This is a genomic window from Algoriphagus formosus (assembly GCF_002807035.1).
GTDB lineage: Bacteria > Bacteroidota > Bacteroidia > Cytophagales > Cyclobacteriaceae > Algoriphagus > Algoriphagus formosus.
On the sequence record NZ_NIUC01000004.1, the window covers coordinates 234802 to 251332 of the forward strand.

At 40.2% G+C, this 16531-nt stretch carries 16 protein-coding genes; 8 read left to right on the forward strand and 8 right to left on the reverse strand.

What is annotated here, in order from left to right:
• Positions 1 to 25 precede the first annotated feature (25 nt).
• Together CDH51_RS18600 and CDH51_RS18605 are read right to left on the reverse strand one after the other, a co-directional pair.
• Positions 26 to 3586 carry an ABC transporter permease/M1 family aminopeptidase gene (locus CDH51_RS18600; RefSeq protein ID WP_100630046.1) on the reverse strand — a complete coding sequence of 1187 codons (3561 nt, stop codon included), beginning with the start codon at positions 3584 to 3586 and terminating at the stop codon, positions 26 to 28.
• On the reverse strand, positions 3583 to 4470 hold the full coding sequence (locus CDH51_RS18605) for an ABC transporter ATP-binding protein (RefSeq protein ID WP_100630047.1): 888 nt from the start codon (positions 4468 to 4470) through the stop codon (positions 3583 to 3585). The genes CDH51_RS18600 and CDH51_RS18605 overlap by 4 nt, the downstream gene beginning before the upstream one ends.
• Before the next feature lie 200 nt (positions 4471 to 4670).
• On the opposite strand from CDH51_RS18605, the gene CDH51_RS18610 reads away from it, so the two are divergent.
• Both CDH51_RS18610 and CDH51_RS18615 read left to right on the forward strand, forming a co-directional pair.
• Positions 4671 to 5786, forward strand: coding sequence for a sensor histidine kinase (locus CDH51_RS18610; RefSeq protein WP_100630048.1), 1116 nt, complete (start codon positions 4671 to 4673; stop codon positions 5784 to 5786).
• On the forward strand, positions 5777 to 6472 hold the full coding sequence (locus CDH51_RS18615; protein WP_100630049.1) for a LytR/AlgR family response regulator transcription factor: 696 nt from the start codon (positions 5777 to 5779) through the stop codon (positions 6470 to 6472). The genes CDH51_RS18610 and CDH51_RS18615 overlap by 10 nt, the downstream gene beginning before the upstream one ends.
• A 7-nt stretch (positions 6473 to 6479) precedes the next feature.
• Here CDH51_RS18615 and CDH51_RS18620 read toward each other — a convergent pair whose 3' ends face one another.
• The 4 genes from CDH51_RS18620 to CDH51_RS18635 all read right to left on the reverse strand — a co-directional run bounded on the left by CDH51_RS18620 (position 6480) and on the right by CDH51_RS18635 (position 9130).
• Positions 6480 to 6827 carry a 5-carboxymethyl-2-hydroxymuconate Delta-isomerase gene (locus CDH51_RS18620; protein ID WP_100630050.1) on the reverse strand — a complete coding sequence of 116 codons (348 nt, stop codon included), beginning with the start codon at positions 6825 to 6827 and terminating at the stop codon, positions 6480 to 6482.
• A gap of 143 nt (positions 6828 to 6970) precedes the next feature.
• Positions 6971 to 7933, reverse strand: a complete 963-nt coding sequence (locus tag CDH51_RS18625; protein WP_100630051.1) for an alpha/beta fold hydrolase — start codon at positions 7931 to 7933, stop codon at positions 6971 to 6973.
• Between the two features lie 180 nt (positions 7934 to 8113).
• Positions 8114 to 8407 (reverse strand): Bor family protein, encoded by a 294-nt coding sequence (locus tag CDH51_RS18630; protein ID WP_100630052.1) that lies wholly within the window; start codon positions 8405 to 8407, stop codon positions 8114 to 8116.
• Between the two features lie 30 nt (positions 8408 to 8437).
• Positions 8438 to 9130, reverse strand: coding sequence for a DUF4386 domain-containing protein (locus CDH51_RS18635; RefSeq protein WP_157807174.1), 693 nt, complete (start codon positions 9128 to 9130; stop codon positions 8438 to 8440).
• A gap of 263 nt (positions 9131 to 9393) precedes the next feature.
• On the opposite strand from CDH51_RS18635, the gene CDH51_RS18640 reads away from it, so the two are divergent.
• From CDH51_RS18640 to CDH51_RS18665, 6 genes are all read left to right on the forward strand, one after another.
• Positions 9394 to 11061, forward strand: a complete 1668-nt coding sequence (locus CDH51_RS18640) for a serine hydrolase domain-containing protein (RefSeq protein ID WP_100630056.1) — start codon at positions 9394 to 9396, stop codon at positions 11059 to 11061.
• A 32-nt stretch (positions 11062 to 11093) separates the two neighbouring features.
• A complete protein-coding gene (locus CDH51_RS18645) occupies positions 11094 to 11273 on the forward strand; it encodes a hypothetical protein (RefSeq protein ID WP_100630057.1) in 180 nt (59 codons plus the stop codon).
• Entirely contained in the window at positions 11242 to 12426 is a 1185-nt protein-coding gene (locus CDH51_RS18650; RefSeq protein WP_157807175.1) for an amidohydrolase family protein, read from the forward strand. Before CDH51_RS18645 ends, CDH51_RS18650 begins: the two co-directional genes overlap by 32 nt.
• 102 nt (positions 12427 to 12528) lie before the next feature.
• On the forward strand, positions 12529 to 13617 hold the full coding sequence (locus CDH51_RS18655) for a serine hydrolase domain-containing protein (RefSeq protein ID WP_198514352.1): 1089 nt from the start codon (positions 12529 to 12531) through the stop codon (positions 13615 to 13617).
• Between the two features lie 16 nt (positions 13618 to 13633).
• On the forward strand, positions 13634 to 14077 hold the full coding sequence (locus CDH51_RS18660; RefSeq protein ID WP_100630061.1) for a GNAT family N-acetyltransferase: 444 nt from the start codon (positions 13634 to 13636) through the stop codon (positions 14075 to 14077).
• A 97-nt stretch (positions 14078 to 14174) separates the two neighbouring features.
• Positions 14175 to 15134: an NAD(P)-dependent alcohol dehydrogenase gene (locus tag CDH51_RS18665; protein ID WP_100630063.1), complete on the forward strand. Its 960-nt coding sequence runs from the start codon at positions 14175 to 14177 to the stop codon at positions 15132 to 15134.
• 1 nt (position 15135) lies between these two features.
• Here the strand turns inward: CDH51_RS18665 and CDH51_RS18670 are convergent, their stop codons facing one another.
• Positions 15136 to 15708 (reverse strand): Crp/Fnr family transcriptional regulator, encoded by a 573-nt coding sequence (locus CDH51_RS18670; RefSeq protein WP_100630064.1) that lies wholly within the window; start codon positions 15706 to 15708, stop codon positions 15136 to 15138.
• 201 nt (positions 15709 to 15909) lie between these two features.
• A complete protein-coding gene (locus CDH51_RS18675; RefSeq protein WP_100630066.1) occupies positions 15910 to 16488 on the reverse strand; it encodes a Crp/Fnr family transcriptional regulator in 579 nt (192 codons plus the stop codon).
• Positions 16489 to 16531 lie beyond the last annotated feature (43 nt).

Sequence of the window (16531 nt, forward strand, 5' to 3'; positions counted from 1 at the left end):
GATTGTTGTTTTAGATTCGGTTACTTCAATTATTTTCCTTCTCCCCAATAATATTGAAAAAATTATCCTCCCGGTTTTGCTCGGTTCGGGTACCCCAGGGATCTAGGGAAATGATCTCAGGAAATTGATCCAACCTGATTTTAAGCTGTCCTTTTCCAGACTTTACTCGCACTTTTTGGGAGAGGAGGATTTCTTGGTCATTTTGGAGACCTTTTGGATGGGTTAGAAATGCAGCAAATTCAATCTCCTCATCCATGGATATTTCCAATTCTGAACCATCGGACTGTCTTTCCTTTTTGGTTGCCTCATAGTCCAAAGTCACCTGATAAAGCCCTTCTTCAAATTTCTCAATTTGGGAGTTTTGAATTTTAATGTCATAGGTAATGACTTTTTCAAACCAATCTTCAATCAGTTTTTGATCTTCGGAACTGGACTGGTTTTTCATTTTCTCGATTAATAGCTCGGCATCTACCACTGGTTTGGGCTCACTTAGAGATTTATCGACAAGCTCCCGAATGATGGAATTGAGTTCTTCTTCACCCAAAAGTTCTCTTGCGGCAAGAAAGGCAGATAGACTTTTTCCGTAGGCCAAATAGCTTTGATTATCCTGTTTGGAAATACTGCTTTCAGGTTTCGATGCCATGGCTCGTCCTGTGAAATAAGTCCGATTTGCCTGATCACTCAGATACCATGTGGCTGATTTCCCAAGCATTTTCTCAAGAAGTAATACCTCTGCATATTTAGCAAGACCTTCCACCAATAAGGTGGCTCCAGGGATATTTCTGGGTGCCAATAGGTGTCCAAACCATTGATGCGCTACTTCATGAACTGCTCGCTTGGTTTGAAGGTCAAACTGAGGTGAACCTTCTTTGACCAAGTAATACTTGTCTTCCGTCATGCTGATTACCCCTGGATGCGCATAGCCTCCAAAACCCCAAAACCCTGGGATTTCCACCAACTTCAAGTGATCAAATGGGTATTCCCCAAAATTTTGATTGAAATACTCCAGCGCTTCTTGCATTACCTGAAGTGTTTTTGCATGGATATTTTTGTGATTTTTAAGGCTATAAACTTCCAATTGAACACCCTCACTCTGAATGCTGTCTTTTTGGTAAATACCCGAAAAGAAGGCTACTGTAGGGAGAATAGCTTTTGTTGACTTGAAATGAAAAACTCTTTGATCCCCCTCGATCTTTTCATTAATCAGTTTACCGGATGTGATGGCTGTCTGAGTTTTCTCTGTTTTTATAATAGCCTCGAATGGTACTTTGAAAAGATTTTTTTCCGTGATTCCACTGTGGGAATTATCTAATTCTTCGGAAAGCTTCGGGGCCAAACCTCTCTTTTTTCGTTCAGAAAAATCAGTGATCTCCATGGATTCAGAATAGCCAAAGAAGGGAGCAAAATCCCGGAAGTTTAGGTAAGAACCATTTTGTACAATAGCTTTTCGGGTCCCAAGAATTGATTTTTCAGGCTTGACTTCCAAAGAAAAATTCAGACTGTCTCCGGGAAGAATTTCCTCGGAAAAGGTGATATGGAATAAACCCAAATCTTCTTGGTATCCATAGTCTGCGACTTTTTCCAATTGAAAATCATTCAGCTTTTCTTTTTCATGAATTAATAATTCTGTGATGGGTTTATCGAATGGATTGAACAGTTTCCCTTTTACTTTAGCCTTGTAGTTTCCTTTGGAAGGGAACATTTCTACTTCCAGATCTAAATCGGCATAGGCCAAAACCGGAGCATCTTCAAATACTTTGAATTCTTTTTCATACAGCGCTCTCTGGTCCATTACCTGGCTTTTGGAGGGAAAACTTCCTTCCTTCTCTGTTTTCAAATAGATCCCTGTCCAAAGACCTAGGAAAAGAATTGAAATTACCGTTGCCCAGCGGACAGATGGTATTCTTAGCATTGTTTGGAGTCGAGAGCTTATACTTTTATCCCACATACTATATAGCCAAAAGCTAAGGGCTATGGCAAGAATCCCCCAAAGCATGCTCAGTATCAAAAAGGAACCTGCATGAGAATCAAATCCTGCTAGTTCACTATAAGTAAGAAATGGTGTGCTTCCTATCAGAAATAGGGGGTGAGACAAACCAACTGTCGAGCTCAAGGGACCGGCGAAAACCCCAAAGCTTATGGCAGATAAGCCCATCCCCAAGTATTTGTGGAGGCTGATTCGCTGAATCAGTAAGAAAGAAATGCTGAAGAAGATCAGGTTGAAACCTGGGCTGAGAAAGAGTGAGAAAATAGCCCAGCTGTGCTCATTCCATGGATTTTCAATCAGCTGAAAAGCCAAACATACCAGGATTGTCAAGCTGATCATTGTGAAAATGACCAAAATCTGAGTGACCGCCAATGAAAGAAAAATATGTCCCTTTGGGGCTGGCGTGGCGTTTACTAGCTCATGTATTTGACTGTCTTTTTCCCTCCAAACGAGAGATCCACTGATGAAGAGCAAGAGAATGATTCCAAATAGTAATAAGGGTTGTTGAACTCTATCCAAAAGGATTTGAGAAGCTGGAAGGTAGCTTTCTTCGTAAGAGCCTCCTGCAAAAAGCCTGAAATAAATCTCTGTACCTGCGATGATTAGCCAAGCCCCCAAAATCGTCCAAAAAGGAATGCTTTTGAGTATAAAATGAATAGATAGACGTAGTTGAGAGCTGAAAACTGATTTGTAGCTTCCCGTTTGTGGAATGATTTTTTTCTGTGAAAAAGCAACTGAGTCCGCTAATTTCTCCCTCTTTTTTTCTTTTGGTCTTTCCTTGGAATTTCTGAATGAAAATCGACGATAAGCCGTAGTCAAAAGGGCTGCAGAAAAGATTAGCCAGATGATGCGATTCCATGCAAACAAGCCTGAAAATTCAATTCCCAATTGATTCTTATCGAAATTAGTCCAAAGATTGGTTTGATGGAAAAAAGCTGAAAGCCCAAATGGGTCGGCCAATGCTGCCCAAGCCAGATTTTCACTTGCTATGGGAGCGGCATTGGCCATCAAGGGTGAGTTTAGGAAAATGGAGCAAATGAAATAGGCTGCATAGATTCCCACTGCCATGGCATAGGTAGCAAGCTGGTTTTTTGTCAGCAATCCAATGATAAATAGTAAGGTAGTAAGGGTGGTGATTGTAGGAATGAGAAGCTTGAAGGCTACTGAAAGTGAAGGATAGGGCTGAAATTCTGCGATTCTACTTGGATCAAGATCTGAGAAGTACAGCCCTAGTTGAAAACCAATGATAGCCGGTAGAATAACTATCAATGAAACCAACCAAGCACCAAAGAAGCGAGAAAGGAAGAATTTCATCTTTGAAATAGGCGTGGCATAGATTAATGCCTCCATATGTGAATGGGCATCTCGTTGGGTAGCCTTGACAGCAAAAAACATGATGGAAAACACAGCTCCGAGGCTTAATAATCCCATTTTGAAAAAGAGCTCAAACTCGGAGTTATAAATTGCTTCGGAACTTGGTGAACCTTGTCCTCCCATCATGAAGGCAAAACCAAAATAGACTGTAGCGAAAAGGGGGGCTGTCCAGCTTTTGAGTTGAATTAATAATTCGAATCTCATCAAGTGAAAAAACTGTTTCATGATTGGGTGATTTGAGACTGTAGGATGCTGAAATAAAAATCTTCTAAGCTGGCTGTCACGGGTTCGAAATCAGTTCCCGGAGCTTTTTCGGACTCGATATGAATCTTGGTTTTCCCTGCCATCAACTTCGAGGAGATCAGTCTGAATTTGCTTTGGTAGTCTGGCAACTGTTGTTTTTCTATGGTTTTTGCCCAAATTTTTCCATTCAAGTTTTTGGTTAGGTTTTGTGGATTCCCTTGACTTAAGATTTTGCCCTGGCTTAGTATTGCCATTTGTGTACAGAGCTCCTGTACGTCATCAACCAAATGAGTGGAAAGTATCACAATGACATGTTCTCCAATTTCCGCTAGAAGATTGAGAAACCGGTTCCGCTCTTCTGGATCTAAGCCTGCAGTAGGCTCATCTACAATGATTAATTTAGGATTGCCGAGCAGTGCCTGTGCGATGCCAAAGCGCTGACGCATTCCTCCGGAAAACGAGGAAACTGCCTTTTTCCGATGCTGAAAAAGATTGGTCTGATGCAAAAGCTGATTGATTTGCTTGGTTCTTTCTGCGGAATTGTCAATCCCTTTGAGAATTGCCATATGATGTAAAAGATCCCATGCTGAAATGCCGGGATAGACTCCGAATTCCTGAGGTAGGTAGCCCAGAATAGATCGGATTTTTTCAGGCTTTTGCTGGACTTCTGAGCCATTAAAGAAAATAGCTCCTGTATCTGGGCTTTGAAGCATGGCAATTGTTCTCATTAAACTGGACTTGCCAGCTCCATTTGGCCCCAATAAGCCAAACATTCCATTTTCAATGGTAATGCTTACCTGATCCAAAGCCTTTACTCCATTTGAATAGATTTTACTGAGGTTTTGTATTTCAAGAGAATTGTTCATCGCTCAAATTTTTGATTTTACGAAGCTTGGGAATTCTTTGAAGCCGATCTAATTAACATGTCGAACTAGTCTGGAATGATGACAAACTGCTTATTTCAGGTATTTCTTATTGGAAAGAGCGTTTTGATAGGTTCGTCATGAAAAATGGCTAGTTGGTCATCTTTATTTTTTGGAAAACAGGGTTTGGCTACCTTAGAAGAATGTTTCCAAAAGCTTCATTTTTCAGGTCATTAGGATGGGGATTAGCAGTGACTTTGTTGGTCACGTTCATTCTCCAGTTGCTGGGGTTTATTCGAATTGATCCTGTTGAATACCTTGAAAATATCCTGATTCTTGGATCCTGGTGGATATTGGTTAGTTTGATTTTTTATTACGGTAAAAAAATCCAGGTTCGAAGGAAGAGCCTGATTCATATTTTCTCTCTCGCAATTTTCTTTTGTTTCGTTTTGCTTTTGGATCAGTGGATGTCCATTCCAGATAATCCGGTTTCCATTTTCCTTTTGATCCTATTTTGGATGGGGATAGCGCAGTTTGTTGCTCCGGCCTTTTTCAAAAAATACAGGAAGTATATTCTTGGTTTTTATGGATTGGTATGGGCTCTGTTTGTTTTACTCCGGTGGAATGAAAATACCTATCAGGAAAACCGGGAGTTGGCAATCTTTCTACTGTTGTTTCCCATTCCAATTTTCTTGTTGCTATGGATTTTTGAGCAATGGAAAAGGATGAAAGAGTTGGAAGCTGAAAAGAATCAAGCGGAACTCGCCATGTTGAAGAACCAGATCAATCCTCATTTTCTATTTAATACGCTGAACAACCTGTATGGACTTTGCGTGGAAAAATCCGATGAGGCTCCGGAAGTGGTGTTAAAGCTTTCAGATATGATGCGATACACTATTTATGAGGGGAGCCAAAATGAAGTATTGCTCAGTAAGGAAATACACTACCTGGAGAACTTTCTGGGCTTGCAGAAATTAAGACATCGATACCATCCTAAGATTGATTTTCAGTTAAGCTTGGAACAGGATAAGATGATTTCACCGCTGCTGTTAATCGTCCCTTTGGAAAATGCCTTTAAGCATGGAGTAGAGAAGTTGACCGAGCAGGCCTTTGTCAAAGTTTCCATCAGCTCAAATCAGGAGAAGCTGAGATTTACCGTTGAGAATAACTTCGATCCAAGTTTACAAAGCAAAGAATCCGGTATCGGGCTGGAAAATCTTAAAAGAAGGCTGAAGTTGGCCTACCCGGAGGCTCATTTTTTGCAAATCACAAAAAATAAGGATATTCATCAAGTGACCTTGGAGATTTTATGGAACTAATCAACTACGTGATATTGGATGATGAGCCGATCGCTCATCGAATTATTGAGAGTTACAGTGAGAATTTTTCTTTTTTGAATAAGGTTGGGAATTTCTACAATGGATTTGAGGCGCTGGAGTTTTTTAGAAAGGAAAAAGTTGATTTGATCTTTTTGGACATTAATATGCCCAAGTTGACCGGTTTTGAAATGCTCAAGTCAATCACCGATCCGCCAAAAGTCATTGTCACTTCTGCATATCAGGAATTTGCATTGGAGGGCTATGAGTTAGATATCACAGATTATTTATTGAAGCCATTTGGCCTGGATCGTTTTATTAAGGCAATCAATAAATTGAAAGTTTCTCAGGAAAACATGGGGACTAGTATAGCTGAAGAATCATCTTCCAGAATTTTCCTCAAATCAGATAAAAAGCTGGTACAACTTGAGCTGCAAGACATCTTTTACGTGGAAGCATTGGGGAATTACACCAAAGTCTTTCATACCGGAGGGATGTTGATTTGTCCGGATAAGATTTCGGATTTGGAAGAGAAGCTAGTATCTCCTCCCTTTATAAGAGTTCATAAGTCCTATCTGATCAATCGGGACCAGATAGAGTTTGTGGAAGGAAATCAAGTTAGTATATCAGGAACAAAACTGCCAATAGGTCAAACGTATAAAGCAAACTTGTTGGGATTTTTGAATTAAATGGGGTTTAGCCAAGCATTTTTTTGTTGAAATATCCCTGCTTTTCAAAATCTCTGATATTCATGGAAATAATTGTAAGCTCGGGGAAAATCTGATTGAGCGCTTCTACTATACTTTCTGATAGTGCATTTTTTTGTTCAGCCGTGCGGCCTTCCATGATATTACCAAAGACATGGATAAACTCGGAAGGTGTAAATGTTCCGAATGAATAGGTAAAGGGTCTTATTCTGACTTTAATATCTTCCGGCTGAAATAAGCCTGATGCGGTTGCTGCTTCATAAATCGTTTTCATAATTTTTTCCGGAGGCTGCTTTTCAAAAAGCACCTCGGAACATTCGACAATAAAATGGGGCATAGTATTTTATGGTTAGTGTGAGTCTTGGTTATTAAAGTGTAGTGTATTGACACTCTGATGATTTCAATTTTTCTGAAATTGAATCAGGGATTTTCAGATCAGGATATCGATCTTGTAGAAACTGTTAATGGGTTAATTACCTTTTAAGCAGACTGCTGTTCCAGCCACTTCACTATTGCTTGATTCGTTTCTTCTGGTAATTCTTGTTGAATCCAATGACCGCAATCAAGACTGATCTCAACTAAATTCGGTGCAAACTCTTTTAGATTCGGTGATTTCGGAATTAAATCACGATTCCCATAAATCATAAGTGTAGGATGTTGAATCAATGGTTTTACGTCAGCTAACAAGTGCCAATTTCTATCCATGTTTCTATACCAATTTATAGCACCTGTAAATCCTGATGACTCGAAGGCTGAGACAAAAACAGAGAGTTCATGTTCATTCAGTAAAGGATCACCAAGTGGTTCTTCAGCTTTAGCAAGGTTAATCATCAACATTCCTGGCTCAGGAGGTGCAAGTGGGAGGTTTTTTCGGAACATATTACGAAGGAACTGTTCTGTATTTTGCTCCAATATAACATCGGCTACACCTGGCTGTTTGTTAAAATGCACAAAATAGAAATCCTCACCAAAGACCTCTTCCATAAATGATAGCCAAGGTTTCTTCCCTCTTTCTTGATAAGGTAGAGCAAGGTTAATTACATTTTTTACCCGTTCCGGATGCAGTAATGCCAGGTTCCAAACCACATTTGCTCCCCAATCATGGCCCATAAAAGTTGCATCTTGATATCCATAATAATCAAGCAACGCAACAAGGTCATCAGTTAGATTTTTGATATCGAAACTCGCTATTTCAGTTGGAGAAGAGGAATTACCATAACCTCTTTGGTTTGGAACGATTACATGGAAACCGGCTTGGACTAATGCTGGGACTTGGAAACGCCAAGAAAATGCATTTTCTGGAAAGCCATGGCAGAGTACAATTGGTTTATTGACATTTGATTTGCCAGCCTCAAAGACTTCGAGTTTAATACCGTTAATAGGAATAATCGTTGGAGGTGGAAAATCGATTGAATTGTGTTTTTCAGTCATTATGTTTTTCATTTTTTAATTGATAATGGATAGCAACATAAAAGTCTGTTTCATCGGATGATTAGCTCCAATTCAGAATTAGGTGTTAAAAGCATGGAGAAAAGGACTTTTTGATGAGATAATTGCTTTGATGATTCAAGGGTATCCACAGGTAACCTGCGGATACCCTTTCTTTTTTGATTGTGCGTGATTTTACTTCCTTACAATGGTAGTCGTAGGAGCATAGATCCCGAAAGTCAATACATGAACCAATCCATCCACAAAGGTGTGCTTGGTGGTGACCTCATAATCTTTGGCACCCCGAGCCATTTTTTCAGGATCGGAAATTTTTAGGGGTGCTAAGCCCTCAATCAGGTAATGGTTTTTCTCTCGGTATTCAATACCGGTTTGGGAGCCTTCTCCTACTGTAACTGTATAGGAATGGCAGGAACTTAAGAGAAGGGTAGCGGCAAGAACCACTGCGAATGTTGAAATGATTTTTCTCATTTTGCTTGTGTTTATTTGTAAATAGTTGGTTTAGTTATTTCTGAATCCTTTGAATATTAGGTAAATACACAAGGATAATTCTGAAATCACGGCGGTAGTCAATACGAGTATTTCACTTTGTGGTGCGTATTGGGGCGAGAGGATATTGGTAAAGGAATCAATCAGGTAGGCAAACCCGGCAATGAATACCATGGCTCCAAGAATTCTGGAGAACCAACCGGATTGATACATCATATAGCCCAATAGGATACAGCTCATTCCAAATGGAATTCCGCTGAGTAGATAGCCCATACGATGTGATTCAAATAGATAGCCTATTTGTTGAGCTACCCATGGTGCATCACTGGTCTCGGGGAAAAACTGGAAAAGAGAAGGAATCTGTAAGAGGTGTATCAGATTGATTCCGATAATTCCTGCTTGAACCAAGCGGAAAAAGGCCGCCAAATAAGAAAGTCTTGGAAAGTTCTCTTGAAATAAGATCAAGAAGAACCAAGCCAATCCTACATCGGCTAGTACCATTAGCATGTCTGAAGCCACTCCCAGTCTAAGTAGGCTTTGGTTTCCTTGGATGTTTTCCATCGTCTGGATGAGGTCTTCAGGAATGAATAATACACCTCTTACTCCCATTTCACTGAAGAGCCCGCAAACAATTACCAGCAAGTAAAGTATGCCTGTCAGTCCTAAATGGAGATTTCTATCGCTTGGATGAAGTTCCTTTTTCATGTGTCTATAATTGTTTTTCAGTTGCCACATGGAATCTCGCATGTTTAATAGTCATTCCAGTCTGTGACTGCTAAGTCATGCTCGATTTCATTTTCTAAATTTTCTACAAACCTAGGGTGCTGAAAAAGGCTGTACATTGATCTGGGTTAAGAAGTGAAAAATTGTAGATATTGAAGAAAAATCAATTCTTAACCTAAGTCAATGTCCAAGGGAAAAGGGTCCCTTACTTTTGAAACTAGAAATCACTATGTAATCAATAGCCTATGAAAAAGCTAGCCCTCATTTTCATTCTGTATATAAATGCCATCGGGATTTCCTTTGCACAATTAAATGCTGATCAGGTAGCCGCAATTGATTCAGTTTTTAGGAAATGGAATCAGCCGGGTATGCCTGGAGGTTCGGTTGCAGTGATGCAAGATGGTAGGGTTCTCTACTCCAAGGCTTTTGGGCTTGCTAGTATAGACTTTGGTGTTCCAAATTCGCCGAATACTCTATTTAATATTGCTTCTGTTTCCAAGCAATTTACAGCGATGGCCATCGTTCGAATGGCTGAAAAGGGTTTACTTTCCTTGGATGATGAAGTCCAAAAGTATCTTCCTGAAGTCCCTGATTTTGGTCAGCCAATCACTTTTCGACATTTGATTCACCATAGTAGTGGACTGAGAAGTGTGCATGATATGCTGGGCTTGGCAGGATGGAGGGGTGATGATTTGCGTACTAATGAGGATGTATTTCGATTTGTAACCTTGCAAAAGGATCTCAATTATCCGGTGGGTGAGCGATTCGGCTATTGTAATACCGGTTATGTGCTCATGGCCTTGGTCGTAGAGGGACTTTCCGGAAAATCTTTTGCCGAATGGATAAAGAATGAGGTTTTCGATCCTCTAGGAATGACACACACTTATGTTGAAGACAATTACACACGAGTAATTCCTGGAAATGCCTTTTCTTATTACCACAGTCAAGGAGCAATATTTGAGCGGGCAATGGATTATTGGAACTATACAGGAGCAGGAAATATTCATTCCACTACAGAGGATTTACTTTATTGGGCTAAAAATTTATACCGCCCTACACCGGGCTGGGAGAATGCTTTTGAGCAAATAAAAGAGGTTGGAATTTATTCCAACGGGCAACCTAGCAATTATGCCTTTGGGCTTTTTGTAGACGAGTTTAATGGACATAAACGAATCCATCACTCAGGCTCTATCGGTGGGTTTCGGGCGCAGCTTGCCACTTTCCCAGAATCAAGATTGAGCATTGTTATGCTTTCTAATTATAGCTCCTCCAACTTGGGCCAAAGACTCACAAGGCTGTCTGAAATAATTTTAGGTACGGATTTAAGTTCTCAAGATCAATCCATCGTTAAGGCAAAAGAAGCTGATGCTCTTGAATCAAATGATAGCAAACTCTTTGTGGGTAAATATTGGGATACCTATGAAAAGCAACTGATCCAAATTTTGGCAGGAGATTCTGGAATTGTCGCAAAAGTTGGTGAATCTGAATTTCTTCTAAATCATTTGGGAAATGGAACATTCGCTTTTCCCAAATCCGATGGGCGTGAATTAAGATTTGAAATTGAAGAAGGGGAAGTTAACGGAGCACGGTTGCTTTCAAAGGAAGAGATAATAAATCCTTTGATTCTGCTGGGAGAAAATGCCTTTTCAGTAGCTGATTTGGAGAATTTCGAAGGGGAATTTTACAGCGAGGAGCTTCAGACCTCTTATTGGTTTTCAGTAAATGGAGAAGGCTTAGTGGCCTATCATCCAAGGCATGGTGAGATCCCTTTAGAAAGACTTACAGCGAATGCATTCCGGGGAAGCTGGCCGGTTCTTACAGTAGAATTCTTTCCTGATTCAGAGGGAAAAGTGAAGCAAGTCAAGCTTTCAAATGGACGGGTAAAGAACCTTAGGCTTTCCCGTCTGGACTAATTTCCAAACTAACTAGTAAACAAAATTTGAAAATGAAATTATTCATTCTGGGAATCTTATTGCCTTTTTGGAACGGTGTTAATCCTGATCAAGATGCTGATACCTTGCTGATTAAGCATGTCCATGTGATTACAATGGAATCTAAGCGGGTTTTGCAAGATCAAGATGTGCTTATTGCACATGGGAAAACTGAGTATTCAGGAGGCTTCTGAAAATCAGAATTCGGACTCCTTTCAAGTAGTTGATGGTACCGGAAAGTTTATGGTGCCGGGGTTTCATGAAATGCATTTTCACTGGAGAAATCAAGATGGAGGCATTGAGCGTGACCTCAATCTTTTGCTTGCTAATGGGGTGACTACCGTCCGTAATATGGCCGAATACGATTGGCAGGATCAGGTGGATATCCGTGAAAAAATCAATTCCGGTGAAATTTTTGGGCCAAGGTATTTTACAACTGGACCATATCTGAATTCTTCCATGCTTCAAACAGAAGAAGAGGCTTTAGAGGTCGTGAAAACCCATCTGGAAAAAGGTTATGATTTTCTAAAGATTGCAGACAATCTTCCGAAAAATATCTACCTGACCCTATTGGAGGAAGCCGAAAAGGTTAAGCTTCCTGTCATTGGACATGCTCAACGGGCGATGGATTTAGACTATTCTTTGAGAATGAAGTCCATCGAGCATGTCGAAGAGTTTGTCTACCTCTTTGATGAGGAACAGCGAAAGAATGAAGAGGTTATGAGCGAGACCGTTCAGGCTATCCAAGTCAGTGGAATAACTATAGTGCCCACGCTAAAAGTATTTGAGCGGATTGTTCATTACCTAAATGATGCTCAATTCGAAAAGTTAAGAGAACTGGATCAAGCACAATATCTACTTCCCGGGGATAGGAATTACTGGCTTTCAGAGGAAAACCCCTACAGAAAAGATTTAAAAGGAAAAGTGCTTTTTGGAAAGGATGCTACAGTCTTATTAACTGAATGGCTGGAGTGGATGAAGGATTTTACCCTCCATTTGGCTGAGGCAGGAATACCCTTGATGATTGGGTCAGATACCTTTGGTTTGGTAGTTCCTGGCTTTTCAGTTCACGAAGAAATGGAGCTTTTACAGGAAGTCGGTTTAGATCCATTTGAAATCCTGAAGGCAGCAACGATAACTTCAGCCAGATATCTTGGAACTCAAGCACTAGAGGGGACAATATCTATCGGTAAAAACGCCAACCTTGTCCTTCTGAACTCAAATCCCTTGGAGGATATCCGAGCCTCAAAAGATATAGCTGCAGTCATATTCAACGGAAAATTGCTGGATCGTACCGCCTTAGATTCCTTGTTGAAGGAAGTATTGGAAATCAATGCTTCCCAATAAGCTTAAAAAGATTCCCTAATTACAAATCTCAAAATTTAAATCAATTCAAATATTGCCTCCATATGGAATTGGCAATCCCATATCATTAGTCAAAGAATAGAAATGAAAACTCAAAAACAAACTAAAAACGCCCTCACTATCTGTATGCTTTTTGCACTGTTGCTTTTAAGCCAACTAGGCCTCAAAGCTCAAACTCTGGAAACTAAGATTGATAGTCTATTGACAGAATTGTTTGAAAAAGAAGGACCTGGAGCAGTTTTTATGGTAGCCAAAGATGGAAAGCCTATTTATAGGAAAGCATTTGGAATGGCTAATCTGGAGCTAGACGTACCAATGGTCCCCGAAAATATATTTCAGATCGGTTCCATGACCAAGCAGTTTACTGCGGTTGGAATTTTGATATTGGAAGAAGAGGGGAAACTCAATATCGAAGATGATGTTAGAAAGTATATTCCCGATTTTCCTGTTCAGGGAGCCCAATTAACCATTCAGCAATTAATGAATCATACCTCTGGGATCAAGGATTTTACCAAAATGAAAACCATCATGACAATTGCACGGAATGATCTCAGTCCCAAAGAATTGGTAGATTTTTTCAAGGATGAGCCAGTGGACTTTCTTCCTGGTGAAAAATTTGAATACAACAATTCTGGGTATGTGGTTTTGGGTTATGTGATTGAATTGGTTTCTGGAATGAGTTATGAGGATTTTGTGGAGCAACGAATTTTTCAAAAATTGGGTATGAAAGATTCTCGCTATGCCTCCGATCGTGAATTGGTAAAAAACAGAGCCTATGGATACCATGACAGAAATGGGTATACCAATAAAATGTGGGTGAGTTTGAATATTCCCTATGCATCTGGTTCGTTGATGTCTACCGTGGATGATTTGCTGATTTGGCAAAATGCCTTGAACACGGATACCCTTCTGAAGAAGGAAACCCTACGAAAGGCTTTCACGCCCGGGACCTTGTCCAATGGAGAAACCTTGACATATGGCTTTGGATGGCATATCAAGGAATTAGAAGGAATGCCGGTTAGAGAGCATGGAGGAAGTGTTTTTGGCTTTAAATCCATGGGAGTTTACCTTCCGGAAAAGGATATTTATGTGGTTGGATTGAGTAACTGCGATTGTAACTCACCTACTGTCATTACCCGAGAAATTGCCAAATTCGCCTTGGATTCACTTTGATGAAAACCTCTATAAAATGAATTACTTAATAGAAAAATGTGAGCCTTCTGTTTTTCCACTTTTAGTGGAAATTTGGGAGGACTCAGTAAGAAAGACTCATAATTTTTTGTCAGAGGAGGATATTGCTTACTTCAAGCCTTTGATCTTGAATTCCTATTTACATGCAGTTGATCTTAGGGTGGTACGGGATTCGGATAGTCAAATCTTGGGTTTCCTTGGAGTGGCTGAAGAGAATTTGGAGATGCTGTTTTTGCATTCAAATGCTTTTGGAAAAGGCCTAGGTAGACTTTGCCTAGACTATGCAATTAATGAAATGGGAGTGGAAAAGGTGGATGTCAATGAACAGAACGAGCAGGCCTTGGGCTTTTACCTTCATTGTGGGTTTAAAATTATTGGCCGTTCTGAATTAGATCCCCAAGGAAAACCATTTCCAATTTTGCATCTGGCATTGAAGTCCTGAGTAATTCTTTTTTTGAAGAAATCCACTTCTTAACCCAAGTCAATTTTTGGGAAAGAAGTGGATTTTACTTTTGAGGAGTAAATCAAACTAGTTGAAAATGAAAGCATTTACCTTCAAAAATTATGGAGCCTCGGATGTGTTACATCCTGAAATTCTGGAAAAGCCAATTCCAAATCCCAATCAGATTGTGGTGAAAATTCACGCAACTTCCGTGACAGCGGGAGACTGGAGAGTCCGCAGTGCAACTCCTTTTCCTATTCGGTTTCATTCCGGGATATTGAAGCCAAAAAATACTTTGCTTGGCCATGAGTTTGCCGGAGTGGTTGATATGGTTGGAGAGGAAGTGGCCGAATTTCAGATCGGGGACCGGGTTTTTGGAAGCATGGGGATGAAATCTGGGACTTATGCAGAATATGTTGCAGTTGACGTTGAGTCGCCCATCGCAAAAATTCCTGAAGGATTGAGTTTTGAGGAAGCTGCGGTGGTTCCGATTGGCTTTCTTTCCGCATATCATTTTCTTCAAAAAGTAAATCTTCATCCTGGAATGAAGGTGTTAATTCATGGAGTCTCCGGCTCGGTTGGGTCAGCTATGCTTCAATTGGCCAAAGCAAAGGATGCCTATGTAGTAGGGGTCTGTAGTTCAAAAAACGCGAATTGGGTAAAAAATTGGGGAGCTGATGAGGTAATCAGCTATGATAAAGAAGACTTTACTATACTCCCCGAAAAATTTGATCTGATTGTCAATGCGGTTGGAAAAACTTCTTTTAGGGAGATCAGACATTTACTCAAGCCCGAAGGGAAATACTTGTCTAATGATGCTGCCTTGACTGATTATTTGGATTTGCTGATGCAAACTATAGGGGGTAAAAAAGAGCAAATCATTTTGGGGATTGCTGACCAAAAAAAGTCAGATTTGAGAGTAATTCAATCTTTGCTGGCTGAAAGAAAAGCCAGACCTTATCTGGATAGAGTTTATTCATTTGATGAACTCCCAGCTGCCCATGCCTATGTGGAAAAAGGGAGAAAAGCAGGGAATGTGGCCATTCGGGTAGCTTAGATCAGGCTTTGGTCGCCAATCGTTTTCGAATCCTGCTTAAAGATTCCGGCTTTACTCCAAGATAAGAAGCAAGAATATATTGGGGAACCCGGTTGAGGAGTTCAGGTTGTTTTTCCTGCAATTCCAAGTAGCGTTTCTCCGGTGACTTGATCATGTAATCAGCGAGCATTTGCTGGTTTTTTCCAAACTCTTGCTCAATGGAAACGCGACAAAGCGATTCAAAAGCCGGCACCTGCTTGATTAATTCTTGCTCATTGTCATAGCTGAGAATGGTCAGAGTAGTGTCTTCCACACATTCAAAATAGTGATTGGCCGGAGTTTTATTCAGGTAGCTGGAAAGGGAAGCAATTGGCTGGCCTTCTTCGAAAAAGTGGATGGTCTTTTCTTCTCCGTCTATTAAATAATATAAGCGCACCAATCCTTTGAGGTTGAAATAGGATTCCTTGGCTACCTGACCCTCAGCTAGAAGAATTGTGCCTTTTTTGAAGGTTTTGATCGGGATCAATTCATCAATGATTTGGGCCTCTTCTTCTGTAAGAGGAATTTCAAAAAGGGCTGAGCTTCGAGTAACCATTGTCGAAAATAAGGAATTTCTAAAAATCCGCCTGTCAAAATTTCGGGTTAAATATGAAGAGGTTTCAATCTAAGCCTCTATTAATCAAATTAGAACCCAATTTGATTAAAATGAATACTATCATTCCTATTACTTATTAGCTGTTTTGAGTTTGAGTATGGAAAGGTTTTTAGAATTACTGAGTAATGATAAGCATGGATTTTACCAGTCCATTTTCTTTTTCATCCGACTAAAAAACTCTGGTGTTACTCCCAAATAGGATGCGATGAGTTTCTGGGGAATTCGGGTTTCGTATTTCTTGAATTTTTCATGAAAAGCGCGATAACGATCTTCCCCGGACTGACTATTGGTTTCTAAAATCCGCTCTTGAAAAGACACAAAAGCTCGCTGGGTAACAATTCGGAAAAAACGCTCCAATTGGGGGATTTTAGAATACAATTCTTCCAACACCTCATAAGAAAGTTCAAGAACGGTGCTTTCCTCCAAGGCCTGAACATTAAAAATGGCTTCCCCTTGGGTAATGAAGCTTTTCAGGTCACTGATCCACCAACCTTCAAAAGCGAATTGGATGATATGGTCTTTTCCTTTGTCATCCGTAAAGTAGGCCATAACCGATCCCTCAAGTACGAAATTGGTCACATTGCTTTTCCCTCCTGCAAATACCAAAAATTGCCCCTTTTTGTATTTGCGGGTGCTGAGTTTGGAAAGAATTAGGGACTTCTCTGAGTCAGATAACACAATGTATTTTTCCAGGCTTTGCCAAAGAAGTTCAGGATTCATCTTGATCTAGGTTAAGTAAAAGTCTTAATCCAGGTCATTCGAC